Genomic DNA, 15,697 nt, shown 5'->3' with positions numbered 1-15,697 from the left:
TGTTTTTATTTAAAATGATACTCTATGTTATAGATAAAAGACTACTGCATAATAAATTCCTACCGCAATAAAGAGGATGGCAACTATTTTACGAAACCATTTCTCGAATATTTGCATCCGGTTATAAAACTTACCCAGTCCGGCAACACTGTACGCTAAAATCCATGCAACAAGGATTACGGGTAATCCCGTAGCAATAGCGTAAATTACAGGTAAGAGATACCCGCCCGTTTCTGCTGCTGACAAAGGCATAAGCATACCGAAATAAAATACTCCACTGGTAGGACAAAAAGCAAGGGCGAATAAAATACCCAATAGCATAGCCCCCCAACTGCCTTTCGTCCTCTTTTTCAAACTTTCACCGCCGATATTGATTTTCGGCAGATTGAGTTTTATTATATCGAGCATAAATATTCCAATGATGATTAACGCCGGAGCAATCAGCATTTCCCCGTACTTGCTTACGACTTTTTGAACCATAAACATGCTTGCCCCCTCACGGAGAATAGGGATAAGGATAAAGCCAAGAACCGTATAGCTTACTATTCTGCCGAATGTATAAAGCAATCCGTTTATAAATATCCGGTGATGGTTTTCTATGTCCTTACTAATAAATCCTATTGCCGTTATGTTGGTCGCTAACGGACACGGGCTAACCGCCGTTAAAATCCCCAATATAAAAGCTGTAATAGCAGGAATAGAACTGTTATCTAATAGCGATTGAAGAAAATCCATCTTACAACTGTTTTAACAATTCGTCAATCTTGCTTTTAATTCCCTCTTTAAACTTGTCCGGTGCATTTTTCGCATTGGAAAAACTAAACTCGGTCATGTTGTTTACATTCTCTTTACCGTCTTTCCAGCCGTTCACAAACAAAGACGACCATGTAACTTCGTACTTGTCTGCAATCGCTTCATTTTCTTTCTTTGAAATGTCTATCACTTTATAGATAATTTTACCGTCCGCTTTTTCTTTTGAATAAAGGCTATCCAAAAGGGCTACTGTATTTGCTTCTATCGCCCGGCAAGTGATACACCGTTGCGCTCCATGAAAATAAAGAACCTCTATGCGGTTAGACTGTATTTCTTCCGCTTGGTTTTCTCCGGTCTTTTTCTTTGAACCATTACCACAGGAAACTAAGACCAGCGTTGCAATCAGTAGATAAAATAATTTTCTCATAGTTCACTTTTATTTGGTTATCAACTCTTTCACTTCTGCAAGGGATAACTTTTTCCCGGCTGATACGACTTTCTCGTCAATCACCAAAGCCGGAAGCCCTAAAATGTTATACTCCATGATTTTCAATAAATCTTCCTCTTTGATAAGGGTTGCATCGCAACCTAATTCTGAAATAGCTTGTTTGGTGGTTTCGTACAAGGCTTTACAGCTTGAACACCCAGTTCCTAATACTTTAATTTCCATTGTCATTCTACTTTAAAGTTAATATAATAATCGCAGTTCGTAGAACTACGAACAATTATTCCAAAAAAAAGGTACTGCTATTCACAGCACGATGTACCTTTACATTTACAGTCCCCTAAAAAAGCTGCAAACAATTTTCGGGCAAGTTCCCAGTTCTCCCGATTTATACAATACCGGACTTTTGGTGTTTCTATTTCACCCTGAATTAAGCCAGCTTCTTTCAGTTCTTTCAAATGCTGCGAAACGGTTGCTTTAGCGATAGGCAGTTCTTCGTGAATATCACCGAAGAAGCAACTATCTTGTTTCGCTAAGAAAGCAAGAATAGCCATCCGTGCCGGATGCCCCATTGCTTTGGCAAAACGAGCAATCTGTTCCTGCTCTGTTGTGTACTGTTTCTCTTTCACTTCAATTCTCCTTTCTTCTTTGTTGTTCGCAAAACTACGAACAATATTTTGAATAGCCAAATAATACGGCATATTTTTTCGGATAGGTGCAAGTATATATCTATATATATAGCTTGCACCTTGCACCTAAGCTGAAACATTTATATACAGAGATTTGCGTAATTAAAAAATGTGTTGTATCTTTGAACCCGTGAGATAGGCAGACAAACAGCGGACAAAGCCGAACAAATAACCCTGCAAAAATCGTTACTATTTCGTTACCTATTTGAAATTTTGGAAAATAAAAAGCTGATTTATAGGCGGTTAGATGTTTGGGTTGGCTCTAGTTTAACAATACGTTGTAAAATGGCATATTAATTGCATATCCATTAAAAAAAGGATAATATCATGACGTATAGTGAAATATTGTCAGCCGCACAGTCTTTATCAGAGACGGAACGGCAATCCTTGGTGCAGGCATTGAGCCCGAACAAACAGTGTGAAGCGACAGTACCTGAAAGCTCACGCCTATCAGCCTTGTTGGAAAAGCAGGGTTGCTGCCCTCATTGCGGCGGCACCCGTTACTACCGTTTCGGCAAGGACCACGGAACGCAGCGCTTCAAATGCAAGGACTGCGGCAGGACTTTCACCGAATTTACCGGCACGTGGCAACAGAAGCTTCACAAGAAATGGCTCGTGAAGGCATACATGCGCCTGATGTCCGAACAGAAGTCGCTTGACAAGATTTCCGCCGCCTTGCATATCAACAAGAAGACGGCCTTCGACTGGCGGCACAAGATATTGCGTTCCCTGAAGCAGGATGAAGGCGGTTCGTTCTCCGGAATAACCGAAAGTGACGAGACGTTCTTTGACAAGTCCGATAAAGGTTGCAGACATCTGAAACGCAAACCTCGCAAACGTGGCGGAGAGACAAAAGGCAAGGGCATATCCAAGGACAAGGCGACCGTAATAGTGACTGCGGACAGGAAAAACGACCTCAACATGACGTTTTGCGGCTATGGACGGCTGACGAAGGCGGAAATCACGGAAAGTCTGCATACTCCTCTGCCCCAAGGGACGGTGCTGTGTTCGGACGGACACGTCAGCTACAAGGGATATGCGATGGACAACCACATCGAGCATGTCGTAATCAGGGCCGACCTTGGCAGGCACGTCAAGAGGGGATTTTACCATATCCAACACGTCAATTCATTGCACAACAGGCTCAAGAAATGGCTTAACGGAACATTCTGGGGTGTCGCAACCAAGTACATGCAGGACTATCTCAACTGGTTCAAAGTAAAAGAGACCGTGCTGAAGTTCTGCAATGACCAGGCCGACGAACTGCTTGGACTGTCTATGAACAACTATAACGTCAAGTTTGCAACGGTATAATTAACTATAGCCGTTTGGGTTCAATACCCTGTCTCTCCGCAATAGAGTATCGGAAGCCCTTGAGTGCGCAAGCACTTGAGGGCTTTTTTAATGATGAAAGTGCTGGGAAGGATGTTTAAGGATGTAAACCGGCAGGACATGAAGATTGAAGTTGAAACGCAGGACAAGGCCAGATACATGGGGCTTCTTTTGCTGGCAGACGAACAGGAGTCGATGATTGCCCGCTATTTGACGCGTGGCGACCTGTTTGTGATGCGTGCAGATGGCGGCCGTGTGGTGTGTGTGGCTGTTGTGACCGACGAGGGCGGCGGTGTGTGCGAGCTGAAAAACTTGGCCGTAGCCCCGTGTTTCCAGAGGCGCGGCTACGGCAAGTATATGGTAGGGTACCTTTGCCGGTTGTATGCTTGCCGCTTTGGCACAATGATGGTTGGCACCGGCGACAGTGTGACCACGGTTTCGTTCTACAGGAGTTGCGGTTTTGAGTACTCCCATTCGGTGGCAGGTTTCTTCACCGACAACTACGATCACATCATTGTTGAAGACGGAAAGGTGCTTACAGACATGCTTTATTTCCGTAAGAGCCTTTGCTGACGCCGACTACGCGGCACCCTGCGCAGCCATCGTCCGGGCTTCGTGGTGCTTGGCGTTTGTGGGCCAAGCGCTGTCACGGCGCGCTATTGGTTGTGGAAAATGTGCATAGGTTGATGATGCGCCGCCCTCGCCCGGCTGCTAATAAGGTATGCCGGGCCCACGTTTGGTGAGCCTCTATGCGGGGGCGGAATATGTTTACCGGCCTTGTTGGGCTATATGCACACTTGCCATTTCAAGTCGTTTGACTTTCTGTCTTGGTTGTGTTGATGTTGCAAAACCAATGTCTGGACCTGTTTAAACTTTTTCCGAAAAGTCTTTTTTTGCTTCATTACGGAGGGGCTTTTCGGTCTGTTCTTTTGCCGTCGTTCGCCGCTTAGCCCGCTACACTCCTTTTCCAGGCAAGGAAACAGCTACGAAAACATCACTCAGACTGAAGTCGAATAAAGTTTCAATGAGTTCTTTGATGAATGTCCTCATGCTGCCCTATGGGGGAAGTTTGAAGGAGTTTGCAGGAGTTAACACACGCTGCGCTCGTTCACATGGTTGGCCGGCATTACCCACCAAAGCTGTTGCCAGCCAACTCCGGGCGCGCATAAGGAAGCCAAACTCACGTTGACGACCCTTTGCCGCTGGGCAACTTGACGGCACTAATGTGATGCTAAATCCGTTAAGTAGCTGTTCAAAATTAACCGATACAATAGACCTTACGGTGTCCTATATATCTTTACCACCATCTTGTGTGCTCTTTCGGGCCGCATGCCAAAGTCTCATCGGTCGCGTAGCCCGCTACGCTCTCTCTTCGGACTTTGGCATGCATCACCGAAATAGCGCACAATTTGATGGCAATTAATTTTGAACACCTACTTATTCCACCCGCAACCGGTCGATCTCTCTTTGCAGATTGTCCAAAAACCGCGCTGCGTGCGCCCCGTCCATTTGTGTGTGGTGAAACTGGAAAGACACCGTGAGCTTTGTCTTGAAGAGGCCTTTGCGGTATCTGCCCCATATCATGAACGGATTGTTGAAAACGCCGCTGTACATGCCCACGGCCCCGTCGATGTCGTATCGGGCGAGGGCCGAGGTGCCAATCACCATGCTTTCCTGCAAGTCGTGGTTCTGGCACATACGGGCAACTTGCTGCGTCAGTTGCGTGTAGTCGCTGCCGAAGCGCTGCAGGTCGTCGGTGAAAGGAATGTCGCATGAGCTTACTTCGCCCTCGCTGTTGGCCACAATGGTGTTTACGGCTATGGTGTCGTATGCGTAGAGCCTGCCGCCTACGGGCAGCATGTAGAACTCTCTGATGCCTGATGCCGCCTTGCCTACGCACCAGCACATCAGTATGTTGAACTTCATGTGGTGCCTGCGGCTTGCCCTTACGAGCCTTGTCACATCGAGCGTCTTGATGAATGTCACCATGGGCATGGGCGCTTTCATCCACATTTCAAATGCGAAGGCCCTGGTGGTCTGCTTCGGGTCAATCTCTTTCATTGTTCCTGGTGAAGGTTGTTGTAGTCGTTGCGCGTTATTACGAACATGTGCTCGGTGCGCCGGTCGCCAAGCGGCGTGGGCTTGTCGGTTTCGGAGTGGTGGAAGCGGAAGCCGCATTTCTCCATCACCCTGCGCGACTGCATGTTGCCGTCGTAGTGGGCGCACCACACCCTTTCGCACCCGAGGGTGGTGAAGCAGCGGCTGACAAGGCAACTAACGGCTTCGGGTGTGAGGCCCATGCCCCAGTAGGGCTTGCCTATCCAGTAGCCTATTTCGGCTTCGCTGCCGGCCGCCGGCGCAGAGTGCAGGCTGTCGGCAGTCATTATGCCGGCGCAGCCAACAGGCTCGCCGGTTTCGCGAAGCACCATGGCATAGGTCTCTGGGGCCGCGAACACAGTGCGTATAATCTCCAGGCTGTGTTCCACCGACGCATGCGGCTCCCATCCGGCGATGGGGCCGATGGCCGGGTCGGAAGCATATTTGTACAGGGCTTCGGCGTCGCCATCGTTCCATGGGCGCAATATGAGCCTCTGTGTGGTCAGTTGTTGTGCGTTGGTTTGCATTTTGTTTTGTCGTGTGTTGAATGTTGTGTCGGTTTTGTCCGGTGCCTGTGGTCGGCTGTTCAGGTCTGCTGGTGTTGCAAGGCTGCCATGTGGCAATTGTTGCAGTAAGATATGTATAGCGTGCCTTCCATGAAGTCGTTGCACAGTGTGCTCCATCCAATCTGGGCAATCAGTTTCATCGGTTGGCCGCACTCAGGGCATGTAGGCACTTCGCAGTCTTGAATCCAGTTGCCGAATCCGCCCACGGTATTGCCGTCGTCGAAGAAAAGCCCGTAGAAAGGAGGCTTGCGTTCTTTGCTGAGCACAAGCCTGTTGGCCCGGGCCGCGTCGTTCATCTCGTCTGTCCAGTAGTTCTCCGCGTCGTCTTCCACACCTTCGTATGGGAATATCGGGTGGCTCTCGCCGTTTGGCACAGCCTTGGCATAGGCCACGGGGTAGGCGAATTGCACGCAGTTGGGGCAACAGCTTATGCTTGTCTTGCCGTCCAAGCCAAGGAATGCCAGCCGCGGGTCGTGCCCGTCGATGGTGATGATGTCCATCAGCTGGCATCCGCAGTGGCGGCAGCGGCCCTCGTGGGGTTGCCCCAGGCGTATGGCATGGTCTTCGTCGGGGTTGCCTGTTTCTATGGCGAAGCACTCCGGGTGGGCCACCTCCAGCCTGTTTCCTTGCTTGTCGAACGTGAAGCCTCCGTCCCAGGCATACACCGACGGGTCAACATAGAGGCCCTTGCGCCATGGGCGCGGGTTGTTTTCCAGTTCTACAAGCGCTTTGAGCGAAACGTCGTCGCCTTGCATTGCCACGCACGCCAACAGTTGGCCGGCCTCGTTGCTGTTGGTCGAGGCCATGAGCCGGCGTATCAGTTCGTCGCGAACGTCGGCCGGGGCATGGTAGTATATTTCATCATGGCCGTATACTTCTGCTTTCAGGGCTGCCCTTTGCAGTTCTTCGTCTGTCCGGCCGTGCACATAGAAAAGCGAAGCAAAGTCATACGTCTCGGGCTCCTCGAAGGCGTCGAGCCTTTTCACGTGCCTTTTCAGGTTGTCCGCCTTTTCTTTCATTTCCTCATCCGTCAGGGCGATGGCTTTTGCCAGTCTTTCCTGCTCGTGGCAGAAATAGCACAATTGGTCGTGCGGTTGTTCTCGTCCGCATTTGGGGCAATGGTGTTCCATAAGTTTGGTGTTGTAGGGCTATATGATAATGTTGCAAATATAACAAAACTCGCCCGATTTCGGATGGATTTAGGAAGAATAATGTAAACTATTGGGCTTTCAGGGAGATACGCAGCATTATTCCGCATTTGTAAATGTGTGCTTTGAAGCCGTTTTTTGAATAGTTAAACGAAAAAATTGCTACCTATCCGTTGCCCATTCCAGTTGTATGGATTTGTTTGAAAATCCTTTCTGCTCCGACCGTAAAGAACGCAGTTTCATCATTTTGGCTTAGCGAAGGTACTTATTTTTTTTGAGATATGAAAAATATTGGTTCCGGAAGTCAATGGTGATAGCTTTGTCGATGTCTGACGATATTTTACATGCCGATGATTAACTCTGTCTCTGTTAATTTTGCAAACAATGGAACAGATTATGAATCAGACAGATGTAAAGGTTTCGTTCTACCTTAAAAAGAGCGAGGCGGATGCCAGGGGAAACTGTCCCGTGATGGCACGGCTTATTGTCGGCAAGCACTCTGAAACAGCATTCAGTGTCAAGTTTCGTGTGCCACAGTCATTGTGGTCATCCGGACGGGCGTGTGGAAAAAGTGTTGCGGCAAGAGACATAAACAACAGACTGGATGAAATACGTGCTGCCGCGCTCGGCATCTATGCGGAACAATCTGCAATCCGTGAGGATGTAACAGCAGAGGATGTAAAGCATCAACTTTTGGGTATGGCTTCGGAACAGGAAACCCTGTTAAGCTATTTCAGACTTTTCATTAGAAATTTCGAGAAACGCGTTGGGATCAATCGTACGGAAAAGACATTGAGGGCTTACCGCAATTCCTACAATCATCTGGTACGTTTTTTACAGATGCAATATAAGCTGTCAGATATCCCTTTTGCCGCATTGGACCGTTCCTTCATTGAAAAATATGACTTGTATCTACGTACGGAATGTTGTCTGGCTTCAGGCACAATAGTCAATCTTACGGTCCAACTGAAAACAATTGTCGGAGAAGCTATTGCTGACGGTATAATAACAGTATTCCCGTTTGTCGGATATGAACCGGTACATCCGAAACCGGAACAGAAATATCTCACCTCCGAAGAATTGAATAGGATTATGACAACACCTCTCCATGATCAGATTCTTTATCATGTGAGAGATATGTTCCTGTTTTCCTGTTATACGGGTATTCCCTATAGCGACATGTGTCTGCTGACAAATGAAAACCTTTCTCTCGCGGAAGATGGTACCTGGTGGATCAGGAGTTCTCGCAAGAAAACCGGTGTGGATTTTGAAATACCGCTTATGGAACTGCCGTTCCATATCATTGAAAAATACCGCGATATGGCTCCTGAAGGAAAGCTTCTCCCCATGTATTCCAACAGTTCATTGAATCGTTATCTGAAACGCATCGCTGAAATTTGCGGTATAGGGCGTAAGTTGGTTTTTCATGCAGCCCGGCATACCTATGCGACAGAAATTACCCTTTCGCATGGAGTCCCGTTGGAGACAGTCAGTAAAATGTTGGGACACAGTCGTATTGAGACCACACAGCATTACGCAAAGGTGACAGACAATAAGATAGATACAGATACGAAAGCATTGGACAAGAAAATTGCTGAAAGGTTTTCTGTAGTCATTTGATAACCGGATAAAAGGACAAGATTATGAAAGAAAAAATTAACAATACGGAAATCAGACATCGCAGTACGTTTGCGGTACTGTTTTATATAAACCGCACCAAAGTCCGCAAGGACGGAACGTGCCAGTTGCTTTGCAAGATAAGCATAGATGCCAAATGGGAACAGATAGGAACGAAAGTATCTGTTAACCCTGCCATATGGAATCCTGAAAAAGGACGGGCTGACGGCCGCAGTGAGAATGCCCTTACCGTCAACCGGGCCATTGATGATTTGACCAAAGAAATAAATGAGCATTACAGACGGATAAAGAGCAGTCTGGGATTCATTACGGCGGAGCAGGTGAAGAATGCCGTGATGGGTGTCGGACAGAAGCCGCTTACACTCCTGGCTCTTTTCCGGGAGCATAATGAGGAGTTCAAAAAACGTATCGGAATAGACCGGATAAAAGAAACTTATGACTCTTACCAGCGTTCATATAAGCATCTTTCGGCTTTCATCGAGGAAAAACGTGGCGTAGAGGATGTTCTTTTACGGAACCTTGACCGTGTTTTTTATGATGACTTTGAACTTTTTCTCAGGACGGACAGGAATTTAAGCCCGAAGAGCGTGCATGAACATCTTTATAGGCTGAAGAAGATGACCATGCGGGCTGTCAGCCAGGGAACAATCCGCCGTGATCCGTATTGTCGCCTTCATCCTGAACTGCCCAAACGGAAAAGTCGTCATCTGAAGCTGGAAGATCTGAAGACACTGCTTACAACACCTGTCGAGAAGCCACAGCTTCAGTTTGTAAGGGATATGTTCATCTTCTCCACTTTTACCGGACTTGCCTATACGGATTTGAAAAAATTGAGGGTAAATGATATTACCCAATCTGAAGACGGTTCATGGTGGATCCATATCCATCGCCAGAAAACAGGAACACTGTCTTCTGTCCGATTGCTGGATATTCCGTTGAAGATAATAGAGAAATATCGGGAACAGAGAAAGGATGACAAGGTCTTCAATCTGTATAGTCGTACGTATTTCATTATGCTCGCCCACCAGTTGGGTGAAGTTTACGGATTTGAACTTACATTTCATAAGGCACGACACAATTTCGGAACCCATATAACCCTTTCATTGGGTGTTCCAATCGAGACAGTCGGCAAAATGATGGGGCACATGCGTATTGAGACCACGCAGCTTTATGCCAAAGTGACTGACAGGAAAGTGGACGAGGACATGAAACGGCTGAAAGCAGCCGGAATGGATCGGATTCCTGGTCTGTATGAAGAAGATGTTATTGTCAAGAAACGAAGAAGGAGATTCGGATACCAATTGTCCGACAACAAAGAGGCTGTCTCAAAATAGAATTGCAAAAGTAAAAATATTACAGATTGAAACTTAGAAATAAAAAATCTCCTGTTTCAGCCTTAGTTTACTCTAATGATATGGCTAAAAGCAGGAGATTTTTATACTATAACTTATAAATTATAAGTATGTCTGTCCAATTTCTCTATTTTGAGACAGCCTCTTTAGCTTCGTTTTATACCCATCGCTGTTCTTCCCTGCATCTTTTATATGCGTCGTCAAGAACTTTCTTTATGTCCGATTCTTTGTAAAGGGCTTTCCCTTGTATAAGGTAGTAAGGTATCACGCCGAGGGTCCGGTATTCCTGTAAGGTACGTCGGCTAACTTTCAACAGTTTTGAAAGTTCCTCGTCCGTGAGGAAATAATCACCGTGGAATGCGGGTCTCGGAGCCGTCCGTATTGCGTCTATCATGCGCTCCATGTTTTCCAGCCCTTTGAAAATAATATCAATCCGCTGGTCTTTTCTGTTTATAAGATCGTAACTCATGGCTTTCTTTTTTGTGGGTGATAACTTGATTCCAACAGGCTTTGTACATCTTCCGGTTTGTAGAAGAACTTGTTCTTGATCCGGGTGAAAGGCAACAGTCCTTTCTCGCGATATACCTGAAGTGTTCTCTTGGATATTCGGAGAATCCCGCATACCTCCTGATTGTCCATCCATTTTTTCAGTGCCGCGTCTTTGGTCTGACTACATATACCGGTGACTTTTTTCTCGATCATGCTGAGACGGACAACCAATTCATCAAAGGTCTGTTTTTCCATACATATAATTTCCATACCGTCATTTTATTAGGGTTGAAGACCGAGTTCTTTTTTTATTCTCGCCGGCAGCACCTTCCCCTTCCTGTTCAGGAAGTCCTGGACTTCCGAAGCCTTGTAGTAGGTACGCCCGTCAATCATGTAGTATGTGACGAGCTTCTTCTGGCGGTAGCGTGCAAGGGTGCGTTTCGTAACGCCAAGGAGTTCGCACATATCCTGGTTGTCGAGCAGTTTGTCACCCTCAAGGGCGGCCGTCTGCCTGTTCATGCGGTTCAGTCTGTCATCTATCCTGTCAAACCGTTCCATTATCTGATGGAGCATCATCTGGAATGTCTCCCTGTCTATCTGTATCATAATGAATTCTGTTTTAGTGTAATAATTCCATTTTTTACACCGTGTTGCGCAACAGGTTTCATTATGATATAGGCCAAAACATGGACCAATGGAGCATATTGCCACATAAAAACATGGCAAGTAGCTGAATAATAGAGAAATAAAAAATCAGCCCCATAAAAACGAGACTGATGGAAGTATTGCAAATGCAATATGTCGCAATACCTTATTGCAATGTTTTGCAATAAATCAGGCGGCAAATTCCATTTTTGAATGTTTTGGTATTTACGATTTTCCATTCACCCTGTGGTATATGCTTTGAGACGGATTTGTAGTCTGGACGGGTGGAGGGAAACAGGAAGATGATTATCTCGTCAATAAGATGATAAAGTGAGAGGCCACGCAGGAGTTCTATGCTTTCCTCGTCATGTATTTCGGCTTGATAAAGGACTGATGGGGCTGACATATCTTTCTCGCACATGAAATCCACAAGCGGATAACCCGGATATAGCCGGCGGGTACTTTTACCGCGTCCATATGAAAATCCGTCCTTATCGTCTCTCAGCCATTGTCGCAACGGATCGTCCTCCGCCGGAATGGAGCCGTCTAATGTCATTGCTATCAGAACCCGTAACCTTGCCATACCTTTTCCTTCAAATAAGAAGCGTGAAACTCACGCACTATCAGGTAGAGGCTCTGGTAAGCCCATTGTAGAATCATGCATGAGCTCACGCTATAAGACATAGCATAAGCTACACGCAATAGTCTCTACAATTTGAAATTTACCAGATTTCTACCTGAGACGTCTTGCGACTTATGTTGTAACATTCGGCAAGGCTCCAAGCAATGCCGATATTCTTTTCTTATGTTTTGACCGTCTGTCCTGCATGGCAGGATTTCCAGTCATTTGCAAATGTAGGCATTTTATTCCGAACAAGCATATAGAATACCCGTTATTTCCTGTTCAACCCGTATTTTTTCATCTTACGGTATAGCGTGGACGGGTCGATATGCAGCATGGCTGCGGCATGTTTGCGATTCCCGTGGGTGATTTTCAATGCCTGGACTATCGAGCGTTTCTCTTCCGCATCGTTTTCGGGGAAAAGATTGATCTCCTCAGTTGCCGCTTCCATTTTAATGTTCAGATCGGTTGTTTTAATGAGCGGCTGTTTTGCCATGAGTACCGCCCTTCTTATTCTGTTATGCAGTTCCCGCACATTTCCCGGCCAATGGTAAGAGAGAAGCAGTTGTTCCGCTTCAGGGCTGAATCCCTCGGTTGGTCTTTTTAGTTCTCCGGAAAATTTCTTCCTGAAATGGTTTGCCAACGGCAGGATATCTTCAGGACATTCGTGCAGGGAAGGCATGACAATCTCGAATTCGCATAGCCGGTGGTATAGGTCTTCCCTGAACCGTTTTTCCTGTATGGCAAGTTGAAGATCCTCGTTTGTGGCGGCTACAATCCTGACGTCAGCCCGCTTTTCCCTGTTGCCACCTATTGGGATGTATGTACCCTCCTGAAGCACTCGCAAGAGCATAGCCTGGACTTCAACAGACAGTGTACCTATCTCGTCAAGGAAAAGGGTGCCGCCTTTCGCCATTTCAAAATACCCGTCCTTATTGGTGTCGGCACCGGTAAATGTACCTTTTATGTGTCCGAAGAAGAGTGAAGGTGCGAGTTCCTTGGGTATAACCCCACAATTCACGGCGACAAACGGCATATCCCTCCGTTCTCCTATATAGTGGATACGCTGTGCCACCGATTCTTTTCCTGCGCCGTTCGGACCGAGTATGAGTACCGAAATATCAAACGGCGCAACTGTCTTGACCAGATGTTCGATTTCTTTCATCTGAAGGCTGTTTCTGGGTAGCAAGCCCTTGTCCTTGTCACATATTACGGAACGAGGGTGGAAAATGTCTTTCAGTTGTCTCTGTAGTTCGTCCATTTGTACCGGTTTTGCCAGATAGTCTTTGGCTCCCAGTTTTATGGCTTGCACAGCACCCGGTACAGAGGCATATCCTGTCATGATAATGAAAGGAATGTCCAGCCTTTCTTTCCGCATCCATTCAAGCAAAGATATACCATCCCCCTCCGGCAGGCGTACGTCGGACAGCACAAGGTCGAAACTTTCTTTCTTGAGCAGTTTTCGTGCCCCTGGTTCATCTATTGTTATCTCTGCTTCATAACCGGATTTTTCCAACCATTTTTTCTGTTGCCCGGCAAGCATGATGTTGTCTTCAACTATCAGTATTCTGTATTTCATTCATGTTTTCATTTAATTATGTCCGTCCATTTCCGATAATCGGCTTTTTGTCTCAGATATCAGCCGGTCTATTCTTCTGACAATTCTTTCCACATCATTGCGGAATGTTGGCTCATCCGTATCTTCCGCATAATGTTCATAGCTGTACGGTTCCAGCTCATGGGCTATTCCCAATTGCTCCCACATCGGGTACATCCTGTGCAGAGTTTCCCATATCCGCTTCCGGTCGGGCTTTTCCTGACTCAAAGAATCCAGCAAGTCAGAACTGTTCCTATTGGATTCCTCTATAAGAGTCTCCAAAGTCCAGCGTTCATCTCCCGTAGTGACATACAGAGTCTCGAAATCTGGAGAATGATTGTCCATAGTTCTGTCCTGTCCAATGAGTGACGAGAGAAATTCGAGCAGGTCTCTTGTATAGAACGGTTTGTGGATACAGCCGGCAAATCCTGCCTGAATATAGCGGTCTGTATCACCATCGTTACGGGCGGTCATTGCAGCTATGGGAATTGTCCGTGAATTTCCTATGTTGGAAAGGCGTAGCAGATGCAACAGGGCAAAACCTCCTGTACCACGCATCTGTATATCGGTCAGCAGCAGGTCGTATTCTCCGGTTCTCAATGCTTTGACCACTTCCTGTGCATTGGTACAGGCTCGGCATGAGATACCGCTCCGTTCCATCATTTCAACGGTGTTGCGCAATTGTATCGGATCGTCATCGACTACAAGAACCCGTCGCGGAAGTCTGAGACTTCCTGCATCCGGTTGGGAATTGTCTTTTGCAGGCTCATCGGTTTGTCTAAGCGGGATTTCTACCTTGAATTCGCTGCCTTTACCAATCTGGCTCGAAACCGATATACTTCCTCCGAACAGGGTCACCAGCCCCTTGGTAATGGAAAGTCCCAGTCCGAAGCCTTCTGAATCCAAATCAGGAGCAGCCCGTTCAAAGGGCTGAAAAATGCGTTGTGCGGTATTCTCGTCCATTCCTATCCCCGTATCTTTGACCTGTACTGAAAGAGTACCGTCTTCATGACTTGCCATAAACTTGATATATCCTGTACGGGTGAATTTTACAGCATTCTCCAGAATATTGACCACTATCTGTCTTATGCGGTCTGCATCGCCAAAGGCGGTGATGCCGCAACCCATAAAAGCCTTGTCAAACATCAATCCTTTGTCGTTCGCCTTGCGTGTGTATTCTTCAGCGATACTTTCCAGAAAGGATTCAAGATGGAAAGGAATTTCGTTCAGGGTCTCCTTTGCATCGTCCAGACGGGAGAGGTCAAGCAGGCTGTTGGCAAGCCGGGTGATATGACGTGATGATTCAAGGATGTTTCCGAGATAGGCATTGCGGCGTTTACGGTCACGAGTATCCATGGCCAGTTCAGCACTGCCACTGATGGCATTGAGAGGTCCTCGTATGTCATGGGAAAGTGTGATGATTATTTTCTTGCGCATGTCGGAGAGTGTACGGTTTTGTGCTGCCGTATCTTCCAGTTCTGCCTTGTCCCTTTCCCTGCGGTTAAGGTCACGCATGATGATAAGGTGCGAAATGATGAGCAGGATGATGGCCATGCCGATTACTCCTGCCATTAAAAAGAACGACATTTTCTCTGCTTCTGCCATTTTTAACTCTCTTTGTGAGAAGGCAGTCTGTGCCTGTTCGTCGAGGTCATTTATAAGTTTGTTCAATGTCCTGTTCAATTCCCTATTGCGCATACGGAGGCTGTCGGCATAAATATCCATTTCGCTCGCTTGCCTTTGCTGTATGGCTATCAGGCTGTCGCTGAAAACGTACAGTTCTTTGGCGGATGGCATTACTTGCATTTCTTCTTTTTTCCCAAAGAATCCTGCAATCCCTTTTTTCTTTTGTTCTATGGTACGGATACGTGTCGCACGCCTCGCCACTTCCGGCAACTGGTTTACCAGCAGGCTGTCCGCTTCAGTCCGTCGTTCAAACATTTCCATTATGTGCAGCAGATGTGTCTCCTTTGCGGCAAGCAGGGCACGAAGAGTGTCTATCTGTTCCGGGCGTACATATTCACGGCAGTGCCGTTTCAGCGAGTTCAGTAAACTGTCAGCTTGCAGTCGACGGTTACGATAGTGCAGATAGTCCGCTTTGTTCCAACTCGCCACGCCCTCACCTAATGTGGCGAGCCCCGTAATACGGCGATGAGCCGTGTTGATACCACGACGTATATGGCTTATGTTTGCCGTTTCAGCCTCAATTTCGCGCATCCGCTGCCGTTCATATACCAAAATGGCGGCCATGCTACCAATGACCGCCAACAAAAGAGCATAGCCCACCAATATTTTATATTGTAATGTCAAATTCTTCAATATTT

At 46.8% G+C, this 15,697-nt stretch carries 17 protein-coding genes; 4 read left to right on the top strand and 13 right to left on the bottom strand.

Features of this window, described 5'->3' with window-relative positions; genetic code table 11:
* Window positions 1-27: 27 nt before the first annotated feature.
* From H6B30_RS06620 to H6B30_RS06605, 4 genes are all read right to left on the bottom strand, one after another.
* Window positions 28-735: an aromatic aminobenezylarsenical efflux permease ArsG family transporter gene (locus tag H6B30_RS06620; RefSeq protein ID WP_205108949.1), complete on the bottom strand. Its 708-nt coding sequence runs from the start codon at window positions 733-735 to the stop codon at window positions 28-30.
* Window position 736: 1 nt separating this feature from the next.
* Complete coding sequence (locus H6B30_RS06615; RefSeq protein ID WP_005655272.1) at window positions 737-1,180, bottom strand: nitrophenyl compound nitroreductase subunit ArsF family protein; 444 nt, start codon at window positions 1,178-1,180, stop codon at window positions 737-739.
* Window positions 1,181-1,189: 9 nt separating this feature from the next.
* Window positions 1,190-1,423 carry a thioredoxin family protein gene (locus tag H6B30_RS06610; RefSeq protein ID WP_005800948.1) on the bottom strand — a complete coding sequence of 78 codons (234 nt, stop codon included), beginning with the start codon at window positions 1,421-1,423 and terminating at the stop codon, window positions 1,190-1,192.
* Window positions 1,424-1,500: 77 nt separating this feature from the next.
* Window positions 1,501-1,827: an ArsR/SmtB family transcription factor gene (locus H6B30_RS06605; protein WP_005800946.1), complete on the bottom strand. Its 327-nt coding sequence runs from the start codon at window positions 1,825-1,827 to the stop codon at window positions 1,501-1,503.
* Between the two features lie 387 nt (window positions 1,828-2,214).
* Here H6B30_RS06605 and H6B30_RS06600 point away from each other — a divergent pair, with 387 nt between their 5' ends.
* Together H6B30_RS06600 and H6B30_RS06595 are read left to right on the top strand one after the other, a co-directional pair.
* A complete protein-coding gene (locus H6B30_RS06600) occupies window positions 2,215-3,201 on the top strand; it encodes an IS1595 family transposase (RefSeq protein ID WP_205108947.1) in 987 nt (328 codons plus the stop codon).
* Between the two features lie 138 nt (window positions 3,202-3,339).
* Window positions 3,340-3,792: a GNAT family N-acetyltransferase gene (locus H6B30_RS06595; RefSeq protein WP_205108945.1), complete on the top strand. Its 453-nt coding sequence runs from the start codon at window positions 3,340-3,342 to the stop codon at window positions 3,790-3,792.
* A gap of 864 nt (window positions 3,793-4,656) precedes the next feature.
* Here H6B30_RS06595 and H6B30_RS06590 read toward each other — a convergent pair.
* From H6B30_RS06590 to H6B30_RS06580, 3 genes are read right to left on the bottom strand one after another with little or no spacing between them, the layout of a single operon-like run.
* Window positions 4,657-5,280 carry a CatA-like O-acetyltransferase, family 2 gene (locus H6B30_RS06590; protein ID WP_205108943.1) on the bottom strand — a complete coding sequence of 208 codons (624 nt, stop codon included), beginning with the start codon at window positions 5,278-5,280 and terminating at the stop codon, window positions 4,657-4,659.
* A complete protein-coding gene (locus H6B30_RS06585) occupies window positions 5,277-5,843 on the bottom strand; it encodes a GNAT family N-acetyltransferase (RefSeq protein ID WP_205108941.1) in 567 nt (188 codons plus the stop codon). The genes H6B30_RS06590 and H6B30_RS06585 overlap by 4 nt, the downstream gene beginning before the upstream one ends.
* 59 nt (window positions 5,844-5,902) lie before the next feature.
* Window positions 5,903-7,012 (bottom strand): hypothetical protein, encoded by a 1,110-nt coding sequence (locus H6B30_RS06580; protein WP_205108939.1) that lies wholly within the window; start codon window positions 7,010-7,012, stop codon window positions 5,903-5,905.
* Window positions 7,013-7,426: 414 nt separating this feature from the next.
* Between H6B30_RS06580 and H6B30_RS06575 the strand changes: the two genes are divergently transcribed.
* Window positions 7,427-8,650 carry a site-specific integrase gene (locus H6B30_RS06575; RefSeq protein ID WP_204428408.1) on the top strand — a complete coding sequence of 408 codons (1,224 nt, stop codon included), beginning with the start codon at window positions 7,427-7,429 and terminating at the stop codon, window positions 8,648-8,650.
* Between the two features lie 23 nt (window positions 8,651-8,673).
* Complete coding sequence (locus H6B30_RS06570) at window positions 8,674-10,002, top strand: site-specific integrase (protein WP_204428406.1); 1,329 nt, start codon at window positions 8,674-8,676, stop codon at window positions 10,000-10,002.
* A gap of 175 nt (window positions 10,003-10,177) precedes the next feature.
* Here the strand turns inward: H6B30_RS06570 and H6B30_RS06565 are convergent, their stop codons facing one another.
* The 6 genes from H6B30_RS06565 to H6B30_RS06540 all read right to left on the bottom strand — a co-directional run bounded on the left by H6B30_RS06565 (window position 10,178) and on the right by H6B30_RS06540 (window position 15,692).
* On the bottom strand, window positions 10,178-10,489 hold the full coding sequence (locus H6B30_RS06565; RefSeq protein ID WP_118308690.1) for a helix-turn-helix domain-containing protein: 312 nt from the start codon (window positions 10,487-10,489) through the stop codon (window positions 10,178-10,180).
* Window positions 10,486-10,779 (bottom strand): helix-turn-helix domain-containing protein, encoded by a 294-nt coding sequence (locus H6B30_RS06560; protein ID WP_055301264.1) that lies wholly within the window; start codon window positions 10,777-10,779, stop codon window positions 10,486-10,488. Before H6B30_RS06560 ends, H6B30_RS06565 begins: the two co-directional genes overlap by 4 nt.
* Before the next feature lie 12 nt (window positions 10,780-10,791).
* On the bottom strand, window positions 10,792-11,115 hold the full coding sequence (locus H6B30_RS06555) for a helix-turn-helix domain-containing protein (RefSeq protein ID WP_032944609.1): 324 nt from the start codon (window positions 11,113-11,115) through the stop codon (window positions 10,792-10,794).
* Window positions 11,112-11,393, bottom strand: coding sequence for a hypothetical protein (locus H6B30_RS06550; RefSeq protein WP_205108937.1), 282 nt, complete (start codon window positions 11,391-11,393; stop codon window positions 11,112-11,114). The genes H6B30_RS06555 and H6B30_RS06550 overlap by 4 nt, the downstream gene beginning before the upstream one ends.
* A gap of 654 nt (window positions 11,394-12,047) precedes the next feature.
* On the bottom strand, window positions 12,048-13,355 hold the full coding sequence (locus H6B30_RS06545; protein ID WP_118308694.1) for a sigma-54-dependent transcriptional regulator: 1,308 nt from the start codon (window positions 13,353-13,355) through the stop codon (window positions 12,048-12,050).
* A gap of 12 nt (window positions 13,356-13,367) precedes the next feature.
* Window positions 13,368-15,692, bottom strand: coding sequence for a hybrid sensor histidine kinase/response regulator (locus H6B30_RS06540; RefSeq protein WP_239483668.1), 2,325 nt, complete (start codon window positions 15,690-15,692; stop codon window positions 13,368-13,370).
* Window positions 15,693-15,697: the final 5 nt, after the last annotated feature.

This window comes from Marseilla massiliensis, from assembly GCF_016899955.1.
Taxonomy (GTDB): domain Bacteria; phylum Bacteroidota; class Bacteroidia; order Bacteroidales; family Bacteroidaceae; genus Prevotella; species Prevotella intestinigallinarum.
This window is presented reverse-complemented; position numbering and strand designations above follow the sequence as displayed.

What these genes read in the sequence shown, in the direction of transcription:
- H6B30_RS06610 (WP_005800948.1), bottom strand. Translation starts at nt 1,423, where the DNA reads ATGGAAATTAAAGTATTAGGAACTGGGTGTTCAAGCTGTAAAGCCTTG.
- H6B30_RS06575 (WP_204428408.1), top strand. Translation starts at nt 7,427, where the DNA reads ATGAATCAGACAGATGTAAAGGTTTCGTTCTACCTTAAAAAGAGCGAG.
- H6B30_RS06595 (WP_205108945.1), top strand. Translation starts at nt 3,340, where the DNA reads ATGAAGATTGAAGTTGAAACGCAGGACAAGGCCAGATACATGGGGCTT.
- H6B30_RS06570 (WP_204428406.1), top strand. Translation starts at nt 8,674, where the DNA reads ATGAAAGAAAAAATTAACAATACGGAAATCAGACATCGCAGTACGTTT.
- H6B30_RS06590 (WP_205108943.1), bottom strand. Translation starts at nt 5,280, where the DNA reads ATGAAAGAGATTGACCCGAAGCAGACCACCAGGGCCTTCGCATTTGAA.
- H6B30_RS06560 (WP_055301264.1), bottom strand. Translation starts at nt 10,779, where the DNA reads ATGGAAATTATATGTATGGAAAAACAGACCTTTGATGAATTGGTTGTC.
- H6B30_RS06600 (WP_205108947.1), top strand. Translation starts at nt 2,215, where the DNA reads ATGACGTATAGTGAAATATTGTCAGCCGCACAGTCTTTATCAGAGACG.
- H6B30_RS06620 (WP_205108949.1), bottom strand. Translation starts at nt 735, where the DNA reads ATGGATTTTCTTCAATCGCTATTAGATAACAGTTCTATTCCTGCTATT.
- H6B30_RS06585 (WP_205108941.1), bottom strand. Translation starts at nt 5,843, where the DNA reads ATGCAAACCAACGCACAACAACTGACCACACAGAGGCTCATATTGCGC.
- H6B30_RS06550 (WP_205108937.1), bottom strand. Translation starts at nt 11,393, where the DNA reads ATGGAAAATCGTAAATACCAAAACATTCAAAAATGGAATTTGCCGCCT.
- H6B30_RS06545 (WP_118308694.1), bottom strand. Translation starts at nt 13,355, where the DNA reads ATGAAATACAGAATACTGATAGTTGAAGACAACATCATGCTTGCCGGG.
- H6B30_RS06580 (WP_205108939.1), bottom strand. Translation starts at nt 7,012, where the DNA reads ATGGAACACCATTGCCCCAAATGCGGACGAGAACAACCGCACGACCAA.
- H6B30_RS06565 (WP_118308690.1), bottom strand. Translation starts at nt 10,489, where the DNA reads ATGAGTTACGATCTTATAAACAGAAAAGACCAGCGGATTGATATTATT.
- H6B30_RS06555 (WP_032944609.1), bottom strand. Translation starts at nt 11,115, where the DNA reads ATGATACAGATAGACAGGGAGACATTCCAGATGATGCTCCATCAGATA.
- H6B30_RS06615 (WP_005655272.1), bottom strand. Translation starts at nt 1,180, where the DNA reads ATGAGAAAATTATTTTATCTACTGATTGCAACGCTGGTCTTAGTTTCC.